The 18440-nt window shown below is 73.6% G+C and carries 14 protein-coding genes and 1 tRNA gene; 3 read left to right on the top strand and 12 right to left on the bottom strand.

The features are described 5' to 3' along the window. The first annotated feature begins 132 nt into the window (after window positions 1-132). Window positions 133-1575, top strand: a complete 1443-nt coding sequence (locus tag QF030_RS22475) for an LCP family protein (protein WP_444875792.1) — start codon at window positions 133-135, stop codon at window positions 1573-1575. 102 nt (window positions 1576-1677) lie between these two features. Then, a tRNA-Gly gene (locus QF030_RS22480) sits at window positions 1678-1750 on the top strand. A 231-nt stretch (window positions 1751-1981) separates the two neighbouring features. On the opposite strand, the gene QF030_RS22485 is transcribed toward QF030_RS22480, so the two are convergent. From QF030_RS22485 to QF030_RS22540, 12 genes are all read right to left on the bottom strand, one after another. After that, entirely contained in the window at window positions 1982-3736 is a 1755-nt protein-coding gene (locus QF030_RS22485; RefSeq protein WP_307164442.1) for an NADase-type glycan-binding domain-containing protein, read from the bottom strand. Beyond that, window positions 3733-4290, bottom strand: coding sequence for a phage tail protein (locus QF030_RS22490; protein ID WP_307164443.1), 558 nt, complete (start codon window positions 4288-4290; stop codon window positions 3733-3735). Before QF030_RS22490 ends, QF030_RS22485 begins: the two co-directional genes overlap by 4 nt. A gap of 31 nt (window positions 4291-4321) precedes the next feature. Continuing rightward, entirely contained in the window at window positions 4322-6280 is a 1959-nt protein-coding gene (locus QF030_RS22495; protein WP_307164444.1) for a putative baseplate assembly protein, read from the bottom strand. Beyond that, window positions 6280-6723: a GPW/gp25 family protein gene (locus tag QF030_RS22500; RefSeq protein WP_020132881.1), complete on the bottom strand. Its 444-nt coding sequence runs from the start codon at window positions 6721-6723 to the stop codon at window positions 6280-6282. The genes QF030_RS22495 and QF030_RS22500 overlap by 1 nt, the downstream gene beginning before the upstream one ends. Window positions 6724-6772: 49 nt before the next feature. Further along, window positions 6773-8674 (bottom strand): VgrG-related protein, encoded by a 1902-nt coding sequence (locus tag QF030_RS22505; protein WP_307164445.1) that lies wholly within the window; start codon window positions 8672-8674, stop codon window positions 6773-6775. Continuing rightward, window positions 8674-9399 (bottom strand): CIS tube protein, encoded by a 726-nt coding sequence (locus QF030_RS22510; RefSeq protein ID WP_307164446.1) that lies wholly within the window; start codon window positions 9397-9399, stop codon window positions 8674-8676. The genes QF030_RS22505 and QF030_RS22510 overlap by 1 nt, the downstream gene beginning before the upstream one ends. Before the next feature lie 59 nt (window positions 9400-9458). After that, on the bottom strand, window positions 9459-9884 hold the full coding sequence (locus QF030_RS22515; RefSeq protein WP_020132884.1) for a phage tail protein: 426 nt from the start codon (window positions 9882-9884) through the stop codon (window positions 9459-9461). A 57-nt stretch (window positions 9885-9941) separates the two neighbouring features. Then, on the bottom strand, window positions 9942-11171 hold the full coding sequence (locus QF030_RS22520; RefSeq protein WP_307164447.1) for a hypothetical protein: 1230 nt from the start codon (window positions 11169-11171) through the stop codon (window positions 9942-9944). A 2625-nt stretch (window positions 11172-13796) separates the two neighbouring features. After that, complete coding sequence (locus QF030_RS22525) at window positions 13797-13955, bottom strand: DUF6760 family protein (RefSeq protein WP_307164448.1); 159 nt, start codon at window positions 13953-13955, stop codon at window positions 13797-13799. After that, window positions 13952-14476: a hypothetical protein gene (locus QF030_RS22530; RefSeq protein WP_307164449.1), complete on the bottom strand. Its 525-nt coding sequence runs from the start codon at window positions 14474-14476 to the stop codon at window positions 13952-13954. Before QF030_RS22530 ends, QF030_RS22525 begins: the two co-directional genes overlap by 4 nt. Next, complete coding sequence (locus QF030_RS22535) at window positions 14476-14919, bottom strand: phage tail protein (protein WP_020132887.1); 444 nt, start codon at window positions 14917-14919, stop codon at window positions 14476-14478. The genes QF030_RS22530 and QF030_RS22535 overlap by 1 nt, the downstream gene beginning before the upstream one ends. Before the next feature lie 80 nt (window positions 14920-14999). Next, on the bottom strand, window positions 15000-16592 hold the full coding sequence (locus tag QF030_RS22540; RefSeq protein ID WP_307164450.1) for a phage tail sheath family protein: 1593 nt from the start codon (window positions 16590-16592) through the stop codon (window positions 15000-15002). A gap of 314 nt (window positions 16593-16906) precedes the next feature. Here QF030_RS22540 and QF030_RS22545 point away from each other — a divergent pair, with 314 nt between their 5' ends. Next, entirely contained in the window at window positions 16907-18319 is a 1413-nt protein-coding gene (locus QF030_RS22545) for a hydrolase (protein WP_307164451.1), read from the top strand. Window positions 18320-18440: the final 121 nt, after the last annotated feature.

Genomic DNA, 18440 nt, shown 5'->3' on the forward strand with positions numbered 1-18440 from the left:
CTCCTGAGTCATCTGTGCTTTTCGGACGTATTCCTGCACGCGTGTAGGGTTCCGACGTTCGGCGGTGACCAACGCCGACGATCCGAGCACGGTGTACGGGGTGAAACAGCCGAGGCGGAGGAGCGAGCGCCGGTGAGCGGGACGAGGAGGCGCGGGCGTACTCCGGTGGAGGCGGCCGGCCGCGGCAGCAGGGGCAGGACGGGCGGGCCCGCCGGCAGGACGGGCGGAACCGGCAGGACGCGGCTCACCCGACGGGGGCGGATCCTCGTGTGGGGCGCGGGCGTGACGTCCGTGGTCGTCCTCGGTGTGGGCGGGGTCGGGGCCTGGGTCTACAACGACCTCAACAACAACATCAACTCCGCCGACGTGGACGACAAGCTGGGCGAGAACCGGCCCGAGAACCTCAGTCCCGGTTCCAAGAACATCATGATCGTCGGATCCGACAGCCGCGACGGCGCCAACGCCAAGTACGGCAAGGACCTGACCACCATGCAGTCCGACACGCTCATGGTGCTGCACATCCCCGCCGACCGTAAATGGGCCTCGGTCGTCTCCTTCCCGCGCGACTCGTGGGTGGAGATACCCAGTTGCGAGAAGGGCGACGGCAGTTCGTCCTCCCCGCACCACTTCAAGATCAACGAGGCGTTCGCGCTCGGCGGCAGCAACGGCAAGGTCGGTGAGGCCGCCGCGTGCAGCATCAAGACCGTCGAGGCCAACACCGGTCTGCGCATCGACCACTTCATGTCGGTCGACTTCTCCGGCTTCAAGGGCATGGTCGACGCGCTGGAGGGCATCGAGGTCTGCCCGAAGCAGGCGATCCACGACAAGAAGTCCCACCTGGACATCGAGGCCGGCTGCCAGACCGTGAAGGGCGAGACGGCACTCGCGTACGTCCGGGTCCGCTACGGCGTCGGCGACGGGTCCGACATCGGACGCATCGGCCGCCAGCAGGAGTTCATGGACGCCCTGGCCAAGAAGGCCAAGTCCAAGCTCACGAGCCCGGACGCCATGTACGGCTTCCTGCAGTCGATCACCAAGTCGCTCACCACCGACCCCGACATGGCCGGCATCAAGCCGCTGTACGGGCTGGCCGACGAGCTCAAGGGGATACCGAGCGACCGCCTGAGCTTCCTCACCGTGCCCAACTACGGGCGGGAGGCCGACCAGCCCACCGACAAGGCCAACGTGGTCTGGCAGTACCCGCAGGCCGCCGACCTGTTCACCTCCCTGGCCAAGGACAAGGAGGTCACCAAGGCGCAGTTGGAGGCGGCGAGGAAGAACGTGGTGTACGCCTCCAGCGTGCGGGTCCAGGTCCTCAACGGCACCGGGGTCTCCGGACGCGCCGCCGCCGTCGCGGAGAAGCTGAAGGACGCCGGATACACCGTCACCGGCACGGGCAACGCCCCCGAGACGGTGACCAGAACGGCCGTCACCTACCCGGCGGGCCTCGAAAGCCAGGCCGCCGTCCTCGCGTCCCGGCTGCCCGGCGGGAAGGCCACCGCCGACGCCTCGGCCGCTCCGGGCGTCGTCACCCTGGTCGTCGGGCCGGAGTTGAAGATCGGCGACGTCGCCTGACGAGGCGTCCGACGTGACGATGTACATGGTCAAGAGCACCCCGGAGATGGGGTAAGCTTGATCTTGAGCCGGTCACCGGAAGAAAAACGGTGAACGACCTCTGCGTTGGTGGTCCAAGGAAAGACGCCCCGCTTCCTGCGGGGAGATGCAGGTGCAAGGCCTGCCCGGCGCTCCATGTGGAACGAGTCCCATCCCGTGTCAGACGGGGTGGGACTCGTTCGTTTTCCCGCGTGCGGGGGGCACTTCGGCGACGTCGGCGCAGTCGGCGGGTGCTGCCTCGTCCTACGAGGGAAGGGCTCCGGATCATCGGGAGACCTGCCTCCCGATCACCCGGAGCCCTGAACCGCCGGGCCGGAACGTCACACCGTCACGTGTCGTCAGCCGTCGCGCGGCGAGCGCCGAGCCGTCACGACGAGTTCGCGCTCGACCGGCCGAAGAACTCGATCTCGGCTATCGACACCTGCTTGCTCGCGGAAGCCATGTACGACGACTCGATGGTGAACCGGACCTTGGTCACCTCGCCCACGCGGAAGGCGCGCCGCTGGCCTCCCGAGCTCTGGTCCAGGATGATCTCCCTGGTCGTCGTCTTGCCGTCCTTCAGCGTGATCGTCGCCTTGATGCGGTGAGGCAGGGCCGACTGGCTGAGCTGGTCGGCGCGGACCGACGTGCCCGAGGTGATGATCAGGTCCAGCAGGCGGGTCGGCTCGTCGAAGCGGGCCTCGATCCACTCGCCCTCGCCCGACTGCGAGACACCGGGACCCCACCAACTGTTGTTGATCTTGTCGAAGGCCAGCTCCGGCTTGTGCCCCGGGTAGGAGCGCGAGGCCGCGAACGAGTCCGGGGCGACCGGCGCGCGCTTGGCGAAGTGGTCGCGGGTGGCCTGGATCGCGGCCGGTGTGTTCACCCCGGCGATGATCAGGAGGGTGAGGACGACCGCCGCCACCACCCAGCTGAGGATGCGGTCGAACGTACGGCGCAGACGCGGGCGGTCGCCGGCCCACGGGGTCGTGCCGTTGCGGTTGAACAGACGGCGCCACCAGGGCAGGCGGAGCGAGGAGCGGTCCTCCAGCGTCATGGGCATCGCGCAGCGGACGCAGAAGTGCCGGTCGGGGTTGTTGGGCGTGGCGCACCAGGGGCACGCGACGCCGTACTGCTCGCCCTGGACGGGGCCGGGCGCGCGTACCTGCGGACGGTCCGCGACCGGCCTGCCCGGCAGGACCGGGGCCACGGACGGGGGCGCGGCGGGGCGGGGCTCCGCGTCGGCGACGGGGACCAGGAGGGAGCGGGCCCGGGCCGCCATCGTGTCGCCGAGGGCGGGAGCGGGGGCCGCCGCCGGTACGGGTGTGGCCGGGCCGGTGTGGCCGGGGGCGGGAGCGTGCGCGGGGGCCGGTGCTGCGCCCGACGGAGCGGCGGCGCCGTCCTCCGGCGGGATGACCGGCAGGGGAGTTTCCGTGGTGTCCTCGTCGTCCGGGTCGTAGTCGTCATCGGTGGGCGGGGCGGCGGCCCGGGTCGTCGGGGGCTCGGGAGTGGCGTGGGGCGAGACTCGTCCCGACGCGTTCGCCACCGCCGTACCGGATACGGCGGCGGGAGCGGCAGCGGTGGTGGCGGCGGGGACGGCAGCCGTACGCGAGACCGCACCGGCCTCCTGCCCCGCGGCGCCCGCCGGCTCCCGGGTGCCCTCCGGCGAGCGCTGACCGGCCCCGGCGCCGCCACGCGGGGCCCCGGAGTCCGCACCGGCCGCTGCGCCGGACCCGTGACCCGGGCCGGGGCCGGTGGCCGAGCCGGAGCCGTACGCGGACCCGGAGCCCGACGCCGACCCCGATCCATGAACGGACGGTGTCCCGGCCGCAGCTCCGGCCCCGGCTCCGGCCCCGGCCGCGTACGCGGACCCGGGAGCGGACCCGGAGTCCGGCGCCGACCCGGCGGCGGCACCTGTTCCGGCGCCTGTCCCGGGTCCGGCGGCGGCCGACCCTGATCCCGAGCCCGCCCCGGGCCCCGGGGCCGTGCCCGCGCCGGAGGTCGACCCCGAGCCCGGGCCGGGGCCCGCGCCGGTGCGCGCCCCGGGGCGGTCCGTCCAGCTCAGCACGGCGCCGCAGGCGTCGCAGAACGACTGGCCGGGCTCGGCCCGCGTGCCGCACTCGGCGCAGTTCTGGGTGGTCATCTCTCCGGGGTCCTTTCGGCGGCGGTCACCTTGACCGAGTACGGCATGTGGGCGGGGCGGGCGGCGGCCACGAGGGTGTCCAGGCGGTGCTCGTCCGCCGGGCCGGGGTCGGGCAGCCGGATCGTGACGTGCAGATGCGGCCGCGGCTCGCCGGGGACCGGACCGAGCGGCCGGGCGCTCCAGGCGGCGCCGCCGCTCTCCGAGATCTCCGGCTCCACGCCGAAGGCAAGCCGGACCGTCTCCGACAGGCCGCGCCGGGTGCCGCGCACCCGGTGCAGGTACGCGGCCGCCGCGACCGCCGCCCGCAGTCTCGGTTCCGGTTCCGTGCCGTCGGTCTCCGCACCGACCCAGCCCGCCAGCCAGCGGGTGAAGTCGACCGGGGCGAGGGCCGGGTCGAAGTAGGCGGGCAGGCAGTCGAGGACGTTGAGGATGGGGGCCATCACCTCGTCCAGACCCCCGACGAAGCGCTGGGCCAGGTCGTCGTCGGCGAAGACCGCCGGCAGCATCGCGCCGATCGGGACGGAGGAGCCGAGTCCGTCCACCGAGCCCCTCAACGTCCCGTGCCCTTCCGTGCGTTCGCGTCGCTCATGCGCCGTCCCCGATCACTCGCACCCGGTGGTCGTAGGAGAACACCAGGGCCGGGGCGGCCAGGTCGATGCGGTCGGTGGCCTCGCCGCGCTTGCCCGTCAGCGGGTCGGCGGGGTGCAGCATGACCTGGTCGACCAGCTCCACTCCCGGGACGCGTTGGAGGACGGCGAAGACCTCGCCCGACTGCACCGGGCGGCCGAAGGGCCAGCCCTTGCCGTCCGCGCCGCCGGTCAGCGGGTCGAGGTGGCGGTAGAGGGCGTCGTGGGCCTGACGGCGGACGCGGTCCGTGTCGACGCCCCGGAAGGCGTGCACCGTGGCCACCACCGTCACACCCTGGTAGTACGGCGGGCCGACGGCCAGCCTGGTGCCGATCAGGCGGCGCTCGTCGAGATGGCGGGTGATGCGGTCCAGAAGGGAGTCGCCGGGCACCAGTTGCTCGAAGCGCAGGCGGCCGCCGGGGTCCGGCACGGCCTGCGGGACGACCAGCACCCGTACCGCGTAGGAGCCGTGCTCGTCGGGCTGCCCCTCCAGGCACGTGATGCGGGCGGTCTCGGGTGCGGCGCGGCGGGCGAGTTCCTCGTAGTCGCGCAGGGTCACGGCCCGCTCCTGGGCGCGCAGGGTGATCGGCGCGCGGAGTTTCGCCTCCTCCACCGTCTCGCCGTCGACCCCGCCGCGCGCCGCTTCCCGGTTGACGACCTCCGAGACGTACGGGACGGAGGTGCGGAGCACCTGGACCGCCCCCCGGGCCACGTTGCCGGCCCGGCCGCCGCCCGTGCGGTAGCGGCGGGCGCGGATCACCGAACCCTTGGGGGCGACGGCCCCGTACTGGCGGAGTCTGCCGTCGGGTTCGCGGACGGACGGGCCGAAGGCGATCTCGCCGGTGGCCGCGTCGAGGGTGACATGGCGGTCGTCGGGGCCGGAGGCGGCGAAGTGCGGGACGACCTGCCAGTCGGACCAGCCCTCGTGCTCGGCGGTCTGGAGCAGGAGCGGCGGATGGTCGCCGACGACGGGGTAGTGCGCGAGGCCGACGCGCTGGCCGGGGAGGCCCGTGGACTCGCCGAGGGCCTCGTCGTGGACGGTCTCGGCGTGCACGGCGGGCGCGGTGCCGCCGACCGTGAACACCTCGGCGGAGCGCACGGTCGGGGAGGTCGTGTAGAAGGGCTGGCCGGGGAGGGGCTCGGTGACGCGGCAGCGCAGCCAGCCGGCCTCCTGGCCGCCGGAGCGGGACAGGACGTGGCCGCCGGTGATGTGCAGGACTACCTCGCCGGGGCGGTTGAGGCCGCCGGTGCCGTCGCGGTCGATCTCGCACTCCTGCCAGCCGTCCTCCGTCCACGCCTCCCAGACCAGCGGGGGCTGGCGCGGGTCGACGCCGACGCCGTCGACGCGGCTGTCCAGTTCCAGGACCACCGCGCAGTGCGGGACGGCGGCGCTCAGGCCGAACAGCATGCAGTCGCCGGGCTGCGGCGCCTCGGCGAAGCAGAGCAGGTCCTTGCCCTCGGTGAGGTCGCTGGTCCGGTCGGTGACCGGCTCACCCCGGTGCTGTACGACCAGGTGCTGCAACTCGCTGGGCACGACGTTGAGTTCGCGTTCCGTCGCGAAGACGACCGCTTCCTCGCTCTCCGTGCGGACCGTCGCCACCTCGGTGCCCACCGGGAGGAGAACCGGCTCGTCCTGCGGCGCGGACAGCCAGAAGGTCACCTCCGTGCGGGCGGCCGACGGCGGGAAGAGGCGGATGCCGACCAGGTCCAGGAAGGCCAGGTGGTTCTTGTCGGGGACGCGGTTGAGGCGGTAGACGATCTGGTCGGCCATGTGGGCGACCGTCTCGACGAGCGTCACGCCCGGGTCGGAGACGTTGTGGTCGGTCCACTCCGGTGCGCGCTGCTGGATGTAGCGCTTGGCGTCGTCGACGAACTGCTGGAAGCGGCGGTCGTCCAGGTTCGGGGAGGGCAGGGCCATCAGCGATCGCTTTCGGAAGCCGTACCGGACGGACCGGGAAGACCCGGCTCGTCGTGGGACGGAATGACGTAGAAGGGGAAGACGAGACTGCGCGGATTGTTGGTGCCGCGGATCGCGTACTGGACGTCGATGAAGAGCACGCCCTGTTCGGCGCCGGCGGTGACCTCGACGTCGGTGACCTCGATGCGCGGTTCCCAGCGGTCCAGGCTGGTGTACACCTCGTGCTGGATACGCCCGGCCGTCGCCTCGTTGACCGGGGCGAAGACCAGGTCGTGGATGGCGCAGCCGTACTCCGGGCGCATGGGGCGCTCGCCCGGCGCGGTGGCGAGGATCAGCCGGATGGCCTCCTCGATCTCGCGCTCCCCGCTGACCAGGGCGATGCCCCCGGTGGGGCCGATGCGGAGCGGGAACGCCCAGCCCGAACCGACGAATTGCTCGGCCATCAGAGGGCCACCTGCCTTCTCCTGATTCTCACGGCGTGCCGTCCGCGCGTCACGGCAGCGGGTACGGCTTGGCGTTGACCATGACCATGCCCTGGAGCAGCAGGGTGGCGGCCCGGATGCCCACGTTGGCGGTGGAGTTGATCTGGACGGCGGCGCCCGCGCTGAACGTGGCCGCACCGCCCGCCTTGAGGTTGAGCAGGCCCGCCGCGTCCACCGACACCATGCCCGTCATCGACCTGATGTTGATCAGGTTGCCCCGCAGGGTGATGGAGCCGCCGCTTCTGATGGCGATGTTGCGGCCCGCGGTGAGGGTGAGGTCGGTGCCCGCCTTGACCGTCACCGAGCGGCTGCCCGTGATGCTGACGGTGCCCTTGCTGTCCACGGTGATCTCGGTCTGCGCCCGGTCCAGGTTGATGACGAGTTTGTCGTCGCCGCTGGTCAGCCGTACGCCTTGCTTACCGCCGGTCCGCTGGCTGAGCAGGTCCATCCGGTTGCCCTCGCGGTCGGACAGGGTGTGCCGGGAAGCCCGCTGCCGGGCGCCGTCGTGCAGGGGCACGTCCTTGACGGGGGTCGGCTTGTCCCTGCCGTTGTAGAGGCCGCCGATGACGTACGGGTGGTCCAGGGCGCCCCGGTCGAAGGCGACCAGCACCTCGTCCCCGACGTCGAGGGGGAAGATCGAGCCGCCGCGCTTGCCGCCCCACTGCGCCACGCGCGTCCAGTCGCTGACGTAGGCGTCGTCGAGCCAGGGGAACTGAAGCTTGACGCGTCCCTGCCTGAGCGGGTCCCCCACGTCGGTGACCAGGGCGTTGACGGTGCCGGGCAGGTTCAGGCCGTTGGACGCGTTCCCGCCGCCGGAGGACAGGCCGTACAGCGACCGCCACTGCCGTCCGCTGACCGTCACCCAGGCCTCGTAGTGCTTGCCGTCGCCGAAGACGTGCCGAACGGAGGTGGCGGTGTACTTGCCCTCGAAGGGGGCGCCGACGTCGGCGAGGGTGACGGGCAGCCCGGGGCGGAGCTTCGGGGTGCCGCGCGCGATGACCTCCAGCTCGGCGAAGGATCCGGTGACGTCGTCGGCGAGGGCCTCGGCCGCGAACTTCACCTCCGACTGCCGGTCGTACGGCGTCTGCGCGTCGACCAGCTTGGCCGGTTTGAACTTGGCGGCGGCCTCACCGGGGGTCGTGCCGATGCTGATGCCCGGGTTGGTCCTGGCGGGCGCGGTCGCGGTGAGCTTCTTCTTCGTCGTCACGTCCCAGCCGCGCGCCTCGACGGAGCCGACCTGCTCGGCGGCGGTGACGGCGGCCCGCAGACGGAGGATGTCGGTGCCGGCCTCGAGGACGAACGGGCTCTTGTCGCCGGGGGTGGAAGTGGGCGGCGCACCGGACGCCGGGTCCGGCTTGACGAACTGGAACTTGCCCTTGGAGTCCACCGACATGACCATCTCGTTCTCGTCGGCCAGCCGGGCGAGGAAGTCCCAGTCGGTGACGTTGGCCTGGCTGATGAACTCGTAGACGGTCTTGGTGGACTGGATCTTCCCGACCGGGACGCCGTCCTGGGCGGCCAGCTTGCGGGCGATGTCGGAGGCGCTCTGGTTGCGGTAGGCGGCGACGCGGCGCTGGCGCATCAGACGGTGGCCGAAGTCGTAGCCGCGGATGACGGTGAACGAGCCGGTGCCGTCGTAGTCGGCCTCCAGGCCGCAGACCTCGCCGGTGAAGAGCGGGTCGGAGGCGCCCTTGCCGTCGGCGATCGGGGCGAGGACGACGGGGGTGCCGAACTTGACGTTCAGCTTGCCGAGGACCTGACGGCCGGGGTCGCGGAACGTGAGCCGGAAGGCGGCCGGCACACCGAGCCCCTGGTCGACCCAGCCGTCGACGAGGAGTGGCGCGATGTCGACGGGGAGGGGACCGCCCCCGAGGGTGACCTGGATGACGCTGGAGAACGCGGACTGGACCACTAGTGGCGCACCTCCTCGGCGGCCGGCAGGACCAGCTCGATGCCGGTCGGCAGCCGGGAGGGGTCGTCGATGCCGTTCACCTCGGCGATGGACCGCCACGCGGAGGCGTCGCCGTACTCCCGCCAGGCCAGCGACTGGAGTGAGTCACCGGCGACGACCCGGTGCACGCGCTGCGCGGTGAGGGCCCCGGAGGTCGGGTTCTGGCCCTTGGTCTTGCTGGGGATCTCGTTCAGGCGGACCTGGCAGGTGGCGCGGATCGGCACGCCGGTCGTGCCGAAGAGCGAGTACGTGACGTCGATGCTGCTGACGTAGGCGGTGAAGCGGGCGGTGGAGAACGAACCCCACTGGAACACCACCCACGGCGGCGAGGGCTGCTTGGCGGCGATGCTCTTGGTGGTGACCTCGCAGCACTCCAGCAGCGACTCGACCTTCTTCAGGACGGTGTTGCTGCCGGGCTGGTCCGAGGTGTCGAGGAAGATCTCGACGGTCATCTCGCGGGGCTCCGGGCCCATGAACTCCGGTACGGAGCCGTCCCGGACGGCCGCCGTGGGGGTGACCTTCCACTGGGCCCGGCGGCCGAGCTGGAGCTGCGACGGGTTGAAGTCGAACCCGAAGGATTTGATCAGCCCGCCGGGGGTCGTGCTCGTGCCCACCGGCGGTTCGTGGATCGCGAGGGTGGCACGGACCAGGCTCTTGCCGGCGCCGCCTTTGCTTCCCTTGGCCATGGCTTGCTACTCCCTGCCTCGTCCTGGTCCTGGTCCTGGTCCGCTTCCCGTGCCGGTCCTCAGTCCGTGAAGCCGTGGTGGGTGATCTCCAGGACCTCCGTGGCCACACCCGGGCTGTCCGGGCTGAGGGAGGGTCCCTGCCAGCTGACCGGCAGCACGTCGATGAGCCCCCACCGGGCGACCTCGGAACCGTCCGCGCGCAGCGCCGCTATCTGCGCGGTCGGCCTGGTCACCCCCGTGGTGACCGACGAGATCCACTTGGCGACCTTGGTGGTGTCCGGGGTGAGCGGCCGGGTCAGCCGGATCGTGGAGAACGTGACCCGGGAGGGCAGTTGCCAGACGAAGCCGTTGTTGCCGCCCTCCTGGCGGTGCTCGATCTCCACCTGCGACGAGAGCCCCTCACACCCGTTGAAGAAACCGAGGCTCTCGCCGTCGATGGTCAGGGTGAAGAAGATGGTGGAGCCCGGGTCGAGATCGGAGGGCATCGGGAGCCTGGCCTTTCTGGGAGAGGGGGAGGTCGGGGGCGTCGGGCGCGTCGGGGATCAGTGGCGGGGGTCGCGGAGTCTGCCGATGCGTTCGCGGTCGAGCCGCAGTTCGGTGCGGAGCAGACGGGTGATGCGGCCGGTCAGGCGGTGCGTCAGCTCGTCGAGCTGGAAGTCGGTGAGGTCGCGGGGATCGAAACCGTGATGCGCCCGCGAGGGAGCCGGATCGGCCGCGCCCCGGTCGGCGTCGGCCGGGGGCCCGCCGGCGCGACGGGGCGGCTTGGGCGGTGCGGGAGGCGGTGGGGCGGCGCGCCGCTGCACCACGGGGGCGGGCGGCGTCGCAGCCGCGGGCAGGGGCCTGGGCGCGGGTGCCGGGACCGGCGCGGGTGCCGCCTCGGCCGGTGATGCGGGTGGTGCGGAGGGACGTACGGGGGCCGTGGCCGCCGATACGGGGGCGGGCAGCGGTCGACGCTGGACGAACGGAGTCGGCGGGGCGGAGGCGGCGGGCAGGGCCGCGGGTGCCGGGGCGGGTGCCGGGGCGGGGGTGGGATACGGATGCGCCACGGGCCGGTCGGCGGCCGCGGACGGCGTGGTCCGGCGCAACGGCACGGGCGCCTTGACGGCGAGGCGCTGCAAGGGCGCCGGGGACACCGCAGGCCCCGGCGGCCTGCCGGTGAGGGAGACGGGAGCCTCGGGGCGGTGCCGGTGGCCCTGTCCGGTCGCCGCCGTCGTGGCGGCCGCGTGAGGGGCGGCGCCCATGGGGGCGGGGGAGGTGTCCTGTGGCAGGGGTGCCGGACGACGCGTCGGGGAGCCAATGCCGGTGCCGTGGCCGGACGCCGCTGTGTGGAGGGGGAGTTGGGGGGCGCCGGGCGTTGCGGTGCTGCGTTGCACGACGGGGGCCGTGGGCGGGCGGAGCACCGAGGCGGTGCCTGCGGGACCGGTCGCCGTACGGGAGGCCCCGTCCTGGGACGCGATCGGGATACCGCTCGGTGTGTTCAGCGGTGCGTTCAACGGTGCCGCGTCGGCGGGGCGGGTGGAGAGCGGAGCGCCCAGCGCGGGGCGCGCGGGCGCGGTGCGTGGGGGCTGCGCGGCGGCGGTGACCGGCACGGCGGCGCGCTGCACGGGGGCGCCCAGCGGGGTGGCACGCCGTGGCCGAGGGAGCGGTTCGGCCAGGGCGCTCGGGGCGTCGGCACGGTGGGCGGGATCGGCGACCTGGGGCGTGCGGACGGGGGCCGCAGCCGGTGCCGCGGCAGGCGTCGGCGACGCGGTGGGCGGGTGGGGCGGTGCCACCGGGCCCGGTCGGCCCGGGGGAAGGCTCGTCGGAGCACCGAGGCCCGCGCGACGCCGGGGGGCGGGCTGCCCGGCGGCCGCCCGCTGGACGCTCGTCGCGGAAGGGGACCCGGGAGTGGATGCGTGGGCGGACGCGGAGGTCGAGACAGCAGCGGGGGCCGTTCGGTCGGCGGCGGAGCGGGCCGGCAGCGCCGGGCCGGTGTGCGCCGGCACCGAATCGCTCACGCCACCCGGAGCGGGGGCGGCGGCCCGCGCGGGCGGAGTGGCCGCAACGGGGGCTGAGACGGAACGTTGCACGTCGATGGGTCCCGTACGAAGGCCGGTGGGCGCGGGGAGTGGCGCGGGCGCAGGCGTGGTCGTCGGCGGGGACGGCGCCGGGACAGGTGCCGGGGCCGGTGCTGCCACGGCGTGTTGCCCGCCGGGCGTCGATGCGCGGCCGGCATCGCCGGGACCCGGGGCCGGGCGTGGCGTCGAGGCGGGGCGGCCGGAGCCTGTGGGCGAAGACGGCGCCGCCGTGGCGCGCCGCACGCCGGGCGTCGGCACGCGGCCACCGTCGGGCGGGGACACGGCGGGGCCGGGCGCCGAAGCAGGACCAGGACCGGAGGCCGCACGCGAACCGGAAGCGGATGCGGAACTCGGGCCGGTTCCGGAGGCCGGGGTCGGTGCCGTCACGGCGCGCTGCACGCCGGGCGTCGATGCGCGGCCACCGTCACGCGAGGAAGCGGTGCGGCCCGTGGACGAGTCCGGCGTCGTCGCCGCCCGTTGCACGCTGGGGGACGACGTACGACCGCCACCACCGGAGGTCTGGCCGGGACGCGTGGGCGAACCGGGACCGGTGCTCGGGCTCGGGCCCGGCGCAGGACCGGAGCCTCGCGTGGGGCCGGGAGCGGCGGCGGAGGTCGCAGCGGCGGTCGGGGCGGAGGAAGATCCCGGGGCCGGCACAGAACCGGAGCCGGGCACCCGTCCGGAACCGGAACCCGAGTCGGTACCGGGACCGGAACCGGATCGGGAACCCGAACCACGGGCGGCCGACGGCCCGGTCGGGGCGTCGGCGGTCGGAGCGGAGTTCGCGTCGGCCGCTGGACGTCCGCTCACCGGAACCCGAGCGACCGCGCCGGAGCGCTGGACGGTCGGGGCGGGCGGGACGGTCCGGGCGGGCGGACCGGCGGCGGACGTCGGCGACGAGCCACGTTCCGCTCCTCCCGGCCGAGGTACGGCGGGGCCGCTGCCCGGCGCCCCCGGGCCGCTCGCGCCGGGCGCCCCGCCGGGGGAGGCGGACGGGGCCGTACGCGCCGGAACAGCACGCTGCACGGGGTGACCGGCGCCCGCCGAGGGAGACCCGGTGGAACCGGCCGCCGGAACGGCCGCTGCCCGCGAAGCAGCCGAGGAAGCCGAACCGGTCGCTGCGGAGGGCGGGTTCGCCGACGAGGGCAGAGCCGTGCCGGCCCGCGCGGCGGGTGTGACGCCACCCGGCGCCGACGGGCCGGCGGCAGTCGCACCGGCGTCACCCGTGCCCGAGACCGCGCCGGGTACCGCTCGCTGTACTCGCACCGGGGCGCCGCTGGGCCCCGGACCGTCGTGAAGAGGCACCGCTCGCTGGAGCCCGACGGGCGGGAGGGCAGCCTTACGGGCCTCCCCCGCGCCGGAGTCGCCCGCCACCGCCGGTGAAGCCGCGGCGACACCTCCGCGCGGGCCCGGAGCGGGCTCCTTGGCGCTCGCCGGGCCTGCGCCGTCGGTGTCCGCACCCCGGCCGGACGCCCGGGCCGGTCCGCCGCCGGCGGACGAGGCAGGGGCCGGGGCCGATGCCGGGGAGGCGGACGGGGACGCCGGTCGGGCGGGGAGGCTGCGTCGCTGTACCGGCGCCGACACGGACCTCGTCAACGGGGCCGGGCCGGTCGAGGGGACCGGGCCGGCCGGGGACACCCGGATGCCCCGCGCCGGGAAGGCGGCGGGAGCGGACGGCTCCGCCGGGCGGGACGGCACCACAGGCACCGCCGGGGAAGCCGGAGCCGCAGGCAGAGCGCCCCCCGTCGGATACGGGGAAGCGGCCGACCCGGCCGGGCGCGGTGCCGTACCCGAGGACGCAGTACCCGCAGTACCCGCAGCGCCCGTGGCACCGGCGGTAGGACCGCGCCTGGCGCCCGTGGCACTCGGTGCACCCGGACCGGCCGTCGCGCCCGGGCCGGTCACGGCCGGACGGGGTGCGGCCGCCGGGGAGGCGGGAACGGAACGCTGCAGGGGCGTCGGCCGGGGCGGTGCGGCCACCCGCTCGGGTTCGGCGGCCGGCGGAGCCGTCCGCAGACTGCTCATCAGCCCGCCAGGCGCCGCGTCCAGCACGGCCTGGAATCCGGTGCCGGTGAAGGACGGGTTCTGCCAGGTGGCCAGCCGGCCGCCGAACCCGGCGTCGGCGACCCCCGACGTGCCGCCGGACGCCGCCCGCTGGATGGGCGGAAGCGTCGGCCAGGCGGCCGCTACGACGCGCGGCACCGCACCGACACCGCTCACCGGCGCCGGAGCGCCGCTGCTCGGGGCCGGCGCACCGGTGGCGGCGGCCGGTGACGTGCCCGAGCCGTCCGCGCGTCCGCTCCCGCGGCCGCCCCGGAACCGTTCCAGGAACCCCATGCCTCAGCCCTCCGCCCCGCCCCGGGTCACCAGGGACGCGATCTGGTCGGCGTAGCGGCGCCGGTCGTGGTGTTCCAGGTCCAGGATCTCGTCCTGGCTCCAGTGGAAGTGGTAGGCGACGTACGCGATCTCCTCGTGCAGCCGGTCGGTCGCGTACGTCACGATTCCCCCAGGCGGCTCCCGCCGAGTTCCACCTCGAAGGGCTCCGAGCAGTGGGGGCACTGCACCGAGGCGCGGGTGTGCCCCTCGGCGTTGACCTGGCGGTAGAAGTCCTGGAGGAACGCCAGATCGGAGGCGAACATGTTCTCCACGACGCCGTCGTGCACCAGCGGGAGGCTGCCGAGCCGGGTGATGACCCGGCCCAGCAGCACCACCGACAGGTACGCCGGGTTCTCCTGGACGCGGATGTCGCGGAGCGGGACCAGTTCGTCCCGCGCCGTCGCCAGCCGCATCACGCCGTCGCGGTGGACCGTGCCCGCGTCGTCGACGTAACCGCGCGGCAGCTCGAAGGGGAACTCCGTCTGGAGCCGGTACGGCGCCGGGGCCGGGGCGGCGGCCGCGCCCGGCGCGGAGAACGCGGACGCGGAGCCGGACAGGGACTCGGACTCGGGCACGGCGGTGGCCGGGAGCGCCTCCTGCGGCTCCCCGCTCGCCGCCGCGGCCCGGACAGCCGTGCGCCGCATTACTCGATGACCAGTTCTTCGAACGTGATCGTCACCGTCTCGGTCAGCGCGGAGGCCTCGCCGGCCTTCACCGAGCTGGTGTCGATCTTGCTGCACCAGGCGTTGCGCATGTTGTACCGCTTGACCGGGTTGTTCTGGTAGTCCATCACCATGATCGTGGCGTTCTTGCGGGCGGTGCCCATCACGCCGTTGATCGACTCGGTGATCCACTGGTTGAACGCCGCGGACTGGGTCATGCCGCGGACGACCGTGCAGGTGCCCGCCTTCTTCACGCCGGGCAGCTTCTTGGTGACGGGCTTGCCCTGCGCGGAGACCTGCTGGTACTCGATGACGTCCTGTTCGAGGCTGAGGCCGCTGACCTCGGCGAGGTACTCGACCATCACGCCGTCGATCTGGAGGCCGAAATTGTGTGAAGTAAGGGCGTCACCCGGCTGGAGACTCATCTGGCTTTCCTTCTAAGTGTGGTGAGGAGGTTCGATCCGACGACGATCCGACGACGGAGGGCCGAAGAGGCGTGAGGGGCCTACTCCTCCAGCTCTCCGTTGCCGCTGGAGAACTGGGCCAGCCGGAAGATCACGAACTCGGCGGGCTTGACCGGTGCGATGCCGATCTCGCAGATCACGCGGCCGAGGTCGACCGACTCCGGCGGGTTGGACTCCTCGTCACACTTGACGTAGAACGCCTCCTCGGGACGGGCGCCGAACAGCGCGCCGCCGCGCCACTCGTTCACGAGGAACGCCGAGACGTTGCGCCGGATCCGGGCCCACAGGGCGTGGTCGTTCGGCTCGAACACCACCCACTGGGTGCCGATCAGGATCGACTCCTCCAGGTAGTTGAAGTACCGGCGGACGTTCAGGTAGCGCCAGGCCGGGTCCGAGGAGAGGGTGCGGGCGCCCCAGATGCGGATGCCCCGGCCCGGGAACGCCCGGATGCAGTTCACGCCGATCGGGTTCAGCAGGTCCTGCTCGCCGCGGGTGATCTGGATCTCCAGGTCCACCGCGCCGCGCACGACCTCGTTCGCGGGCGCCTTGTGGACGCCGCGCTCGGAGTCGTTGCGGGCCCACACACCGGCCACGTGGCCGCTCGGCGGGATCAGCCGGGCCTTGCCGGCGGACGGGTCGAAGGACTTGATCCACGGGTAGTACAGGGCCGCGTACTTGGAGTCGTAACCGGCCGTCTCCTGGCGCCACACCCGGATCTGACGGGCGTTCAGGCCGGGCGGCGGGTCGATGATGGCGACGCGGTCGCCCATCAGCTCGCAGTGCGCGATCAGGCCCAGCTGGACGGCCTTGACCGACTCCAGGTCGATCGCGCCGCGCTGGTAGGCGGCCATCAGGTCGGGCACCGCGACCATGGACACCTCGTCGACGGCCTCCAGGCCACCGAAGCCGGTGCGGTCGGAGCTGTCGCCCAGGTACTGCGCGGGGCCGACGGGCTGCGCGGCCTCGACCGCGCCGGCCGGCGCGCCGGCGGGCGGCGCGGCCAGCGCGACCGTCTGGTTGTCCGGGCGGGCCAGCTGCGCGGCGGGCGCGGCCTCGGCCACGGTGATGAGCTTGGAGCGCTCCTTGACCTGGGTGACGACGTAGGAGCGGTTGCCCTTCTTCGCCGACACGTCGAACGTCTCGACGGCCTTGTCGCCGTCCTTGACGATCAGCTTGAAGCGCTCGGCGGGGCCTTCGCCCTCCGCGTCCGCGACCTCCACGCTCAGCGCGCCGCCGTTCTCGCCCGGCGCCACGGCCGTCACCGTGAACGTGCCGAGCTGCTTCGGCTCACCGGCCGGGAGGGCGGCCGGCGCGGGGCCGGAACCCGCGACCGCGGCGGGCGACTTGGCGTCTCCCGCGGCACCCGCCGAGGAGCCGCCGACACGGACGACGTACGCCGCCGAGCCGCCGTTGTTGAAGAACCCGTAGACGGAGTGCGCCAGGTAGTAGCCGTCGGTGAAGTCACCGAACGCGGCCACGTACTGGGTCCAGTTGGTCACCAGGGTCGGCTCGTTGAGGGGGCCGGTCGGGGCGAGCCCGACGAAGGCCGCCACCGAGGTGCCCACCCCTTCGATCGGGCGGGAGCCGCTGGCCACCTCCTCGACGTATACGCCGGGCGACAGGTAGGACGGCATGCTGTGCTCTCCTCGGGGTACGCGTCAGGACGTCTTTCACCGTCACGCGCGAAGCGCGTCCCCCGAAACGGCTTCCGGTGCACGGTCCGGGGCACGGCTGTTGCCCTCGAAGGCAGCGCGGGCCGCCGGAACCCGTGCGCGCCGCCCCCGTCACCGCGGGTACGACGGGGGCACCGACGGCAGCACGGGGGCCGACCCGGGGGTGGCGCAGGGCCCGTCGGGTCCCCTCGGGCAGCCGGTCGCGGCCCGGCAGGGCACGCACCCTGCCCCGTCGCCTCTGACCCCGCCCGCGGTCCTCCCCGTAGCGTCGGCGCGTGAGCCTGTGGACTTCCCTCGAACCCGCCTCCGTCACCGTCGACCCCGGCAGCCGCGCGACCGTCCGGCTGCGGGTGCGCAACACCGGTGACGTCGTCGACGAGTACCGCTTCGAGCCGGTCGGCCCGACCGCGCCCTGGACGACGGTGGAGCCGCAGACCCTGCGGTTGTACCCGGGCACGACGGGCACGGTCGAGCTGACCTTCGCCCCGCCGCGCACCCCGGACGCGACGGCCGGCCCCAACCCCTACGCGGTGCGCATCACCCCGACCGAGCATCCGGAGGCGGTGACCGTCCCCGAGGGGAACGTGACGGTCACGCCGTTCACCGAGGTGCGGGCGGAACTGGTCCCACCGACGGTGAAGGGACGCTTCCGCGGCCGGCCCCGGCTCGCGATCGACAACATCGGCAACACCAAGCTCACCGCCTCGCTGAGCGGCAGCGACAACGGTGACCGGCTGTCGTACGAACTCCAGCCCGCCAACGTGCAGATCGAACCGGGGCGGGCGGTGTTCGTGAACACGACGCTGCGCCCGCGCCAGATCATCTGGTTCGGCTCGAAGGAGGAGCAGCGCTACCACCTGGCGGTGCGCCGGTCGGGCGCGCAGGCGCTGGAGGTGGAGGGCACGTTCGTGCAGCGCGGGTTCCTGCCGCGCTGGCTGGCGACGGCGCTCAGTCTGTCGCTGGCTCTGGCGATCGCGTTCGTGATGATCTGGCTGGCGTACAAGCCGCAGGTCACCAGCAGTGCCGGCGAGAAACTCGCGGAGGCGGGCGTCAGCACCCTGGCGCCCAGTCCGTCGGCCACGCCCAGCGCCCCGGCGCTGGTGCCCACCCCGACCGCGCCCGCCGTGGTGGAGGCCCCCGCCACCAGTGAGGCCCCGGCGAGCGGCGGCGGCAGCGGGGACGGCGGCGGGAGCGAGTCGAAGGCCCCCGTGAAGCCCAAGCAGGAGACGGCGGCCGACGCCGTGAACAAGCTGGCGGCCCGCAGCGACGGGCGCCACATCTGCTACCGCGCCTATGTGGCGGACAAGGGCTGGCAGGACCCGGTCTGCGACGGCGCGATCGCCGGCACGACCGGCAAGAACCTGGCGATCAAGGCCCTCAACATCGCCACGGCGAGGACCGGCGGTGTCACGGGCAACGCCGCCCATGTGGTCGGGGGCTGGCTGACCGGTGACAAGTGGTCGAAGGCGTCCGACGGCGTCAACATGTACATGGGCTCCAGCAAGCCGGCGGTCGCCGCGATGGAGGGGTTCACGATCAAGACCCTCGAGGACTCCGTCTGCCAGAACGCGCACGTCAAGGACCGCGGCTGGCTGGGCAACGGCTGCACCAAGCCGGGGGACTGGATCTACGGCGGCAGCCCCATGGAGCAGAAGCTCCAGCTCGAGGCGGTCCGTTTCACGGTCTGACGCGCAGTCCGCGCAGTCCCGGGCCCCGGGGCCCGGGCCGGGATGGGGGCCCGCGGCCGTGAACCGTCTGCGGGGGCAGGACCGCCCGTCCCTTTCGGGCAGCGGTGGTGCCCCACGGCCT

It is taken from the genome of Streptomyces rishiriensis (assembly GCF_030815485.1).
Lineage (GTDB): Bacteria > Actinomycetota > Actinomycetes > Streptomycetales > Streptomycetaceae > Streptomyces > Streptomyces rishiriensis_A.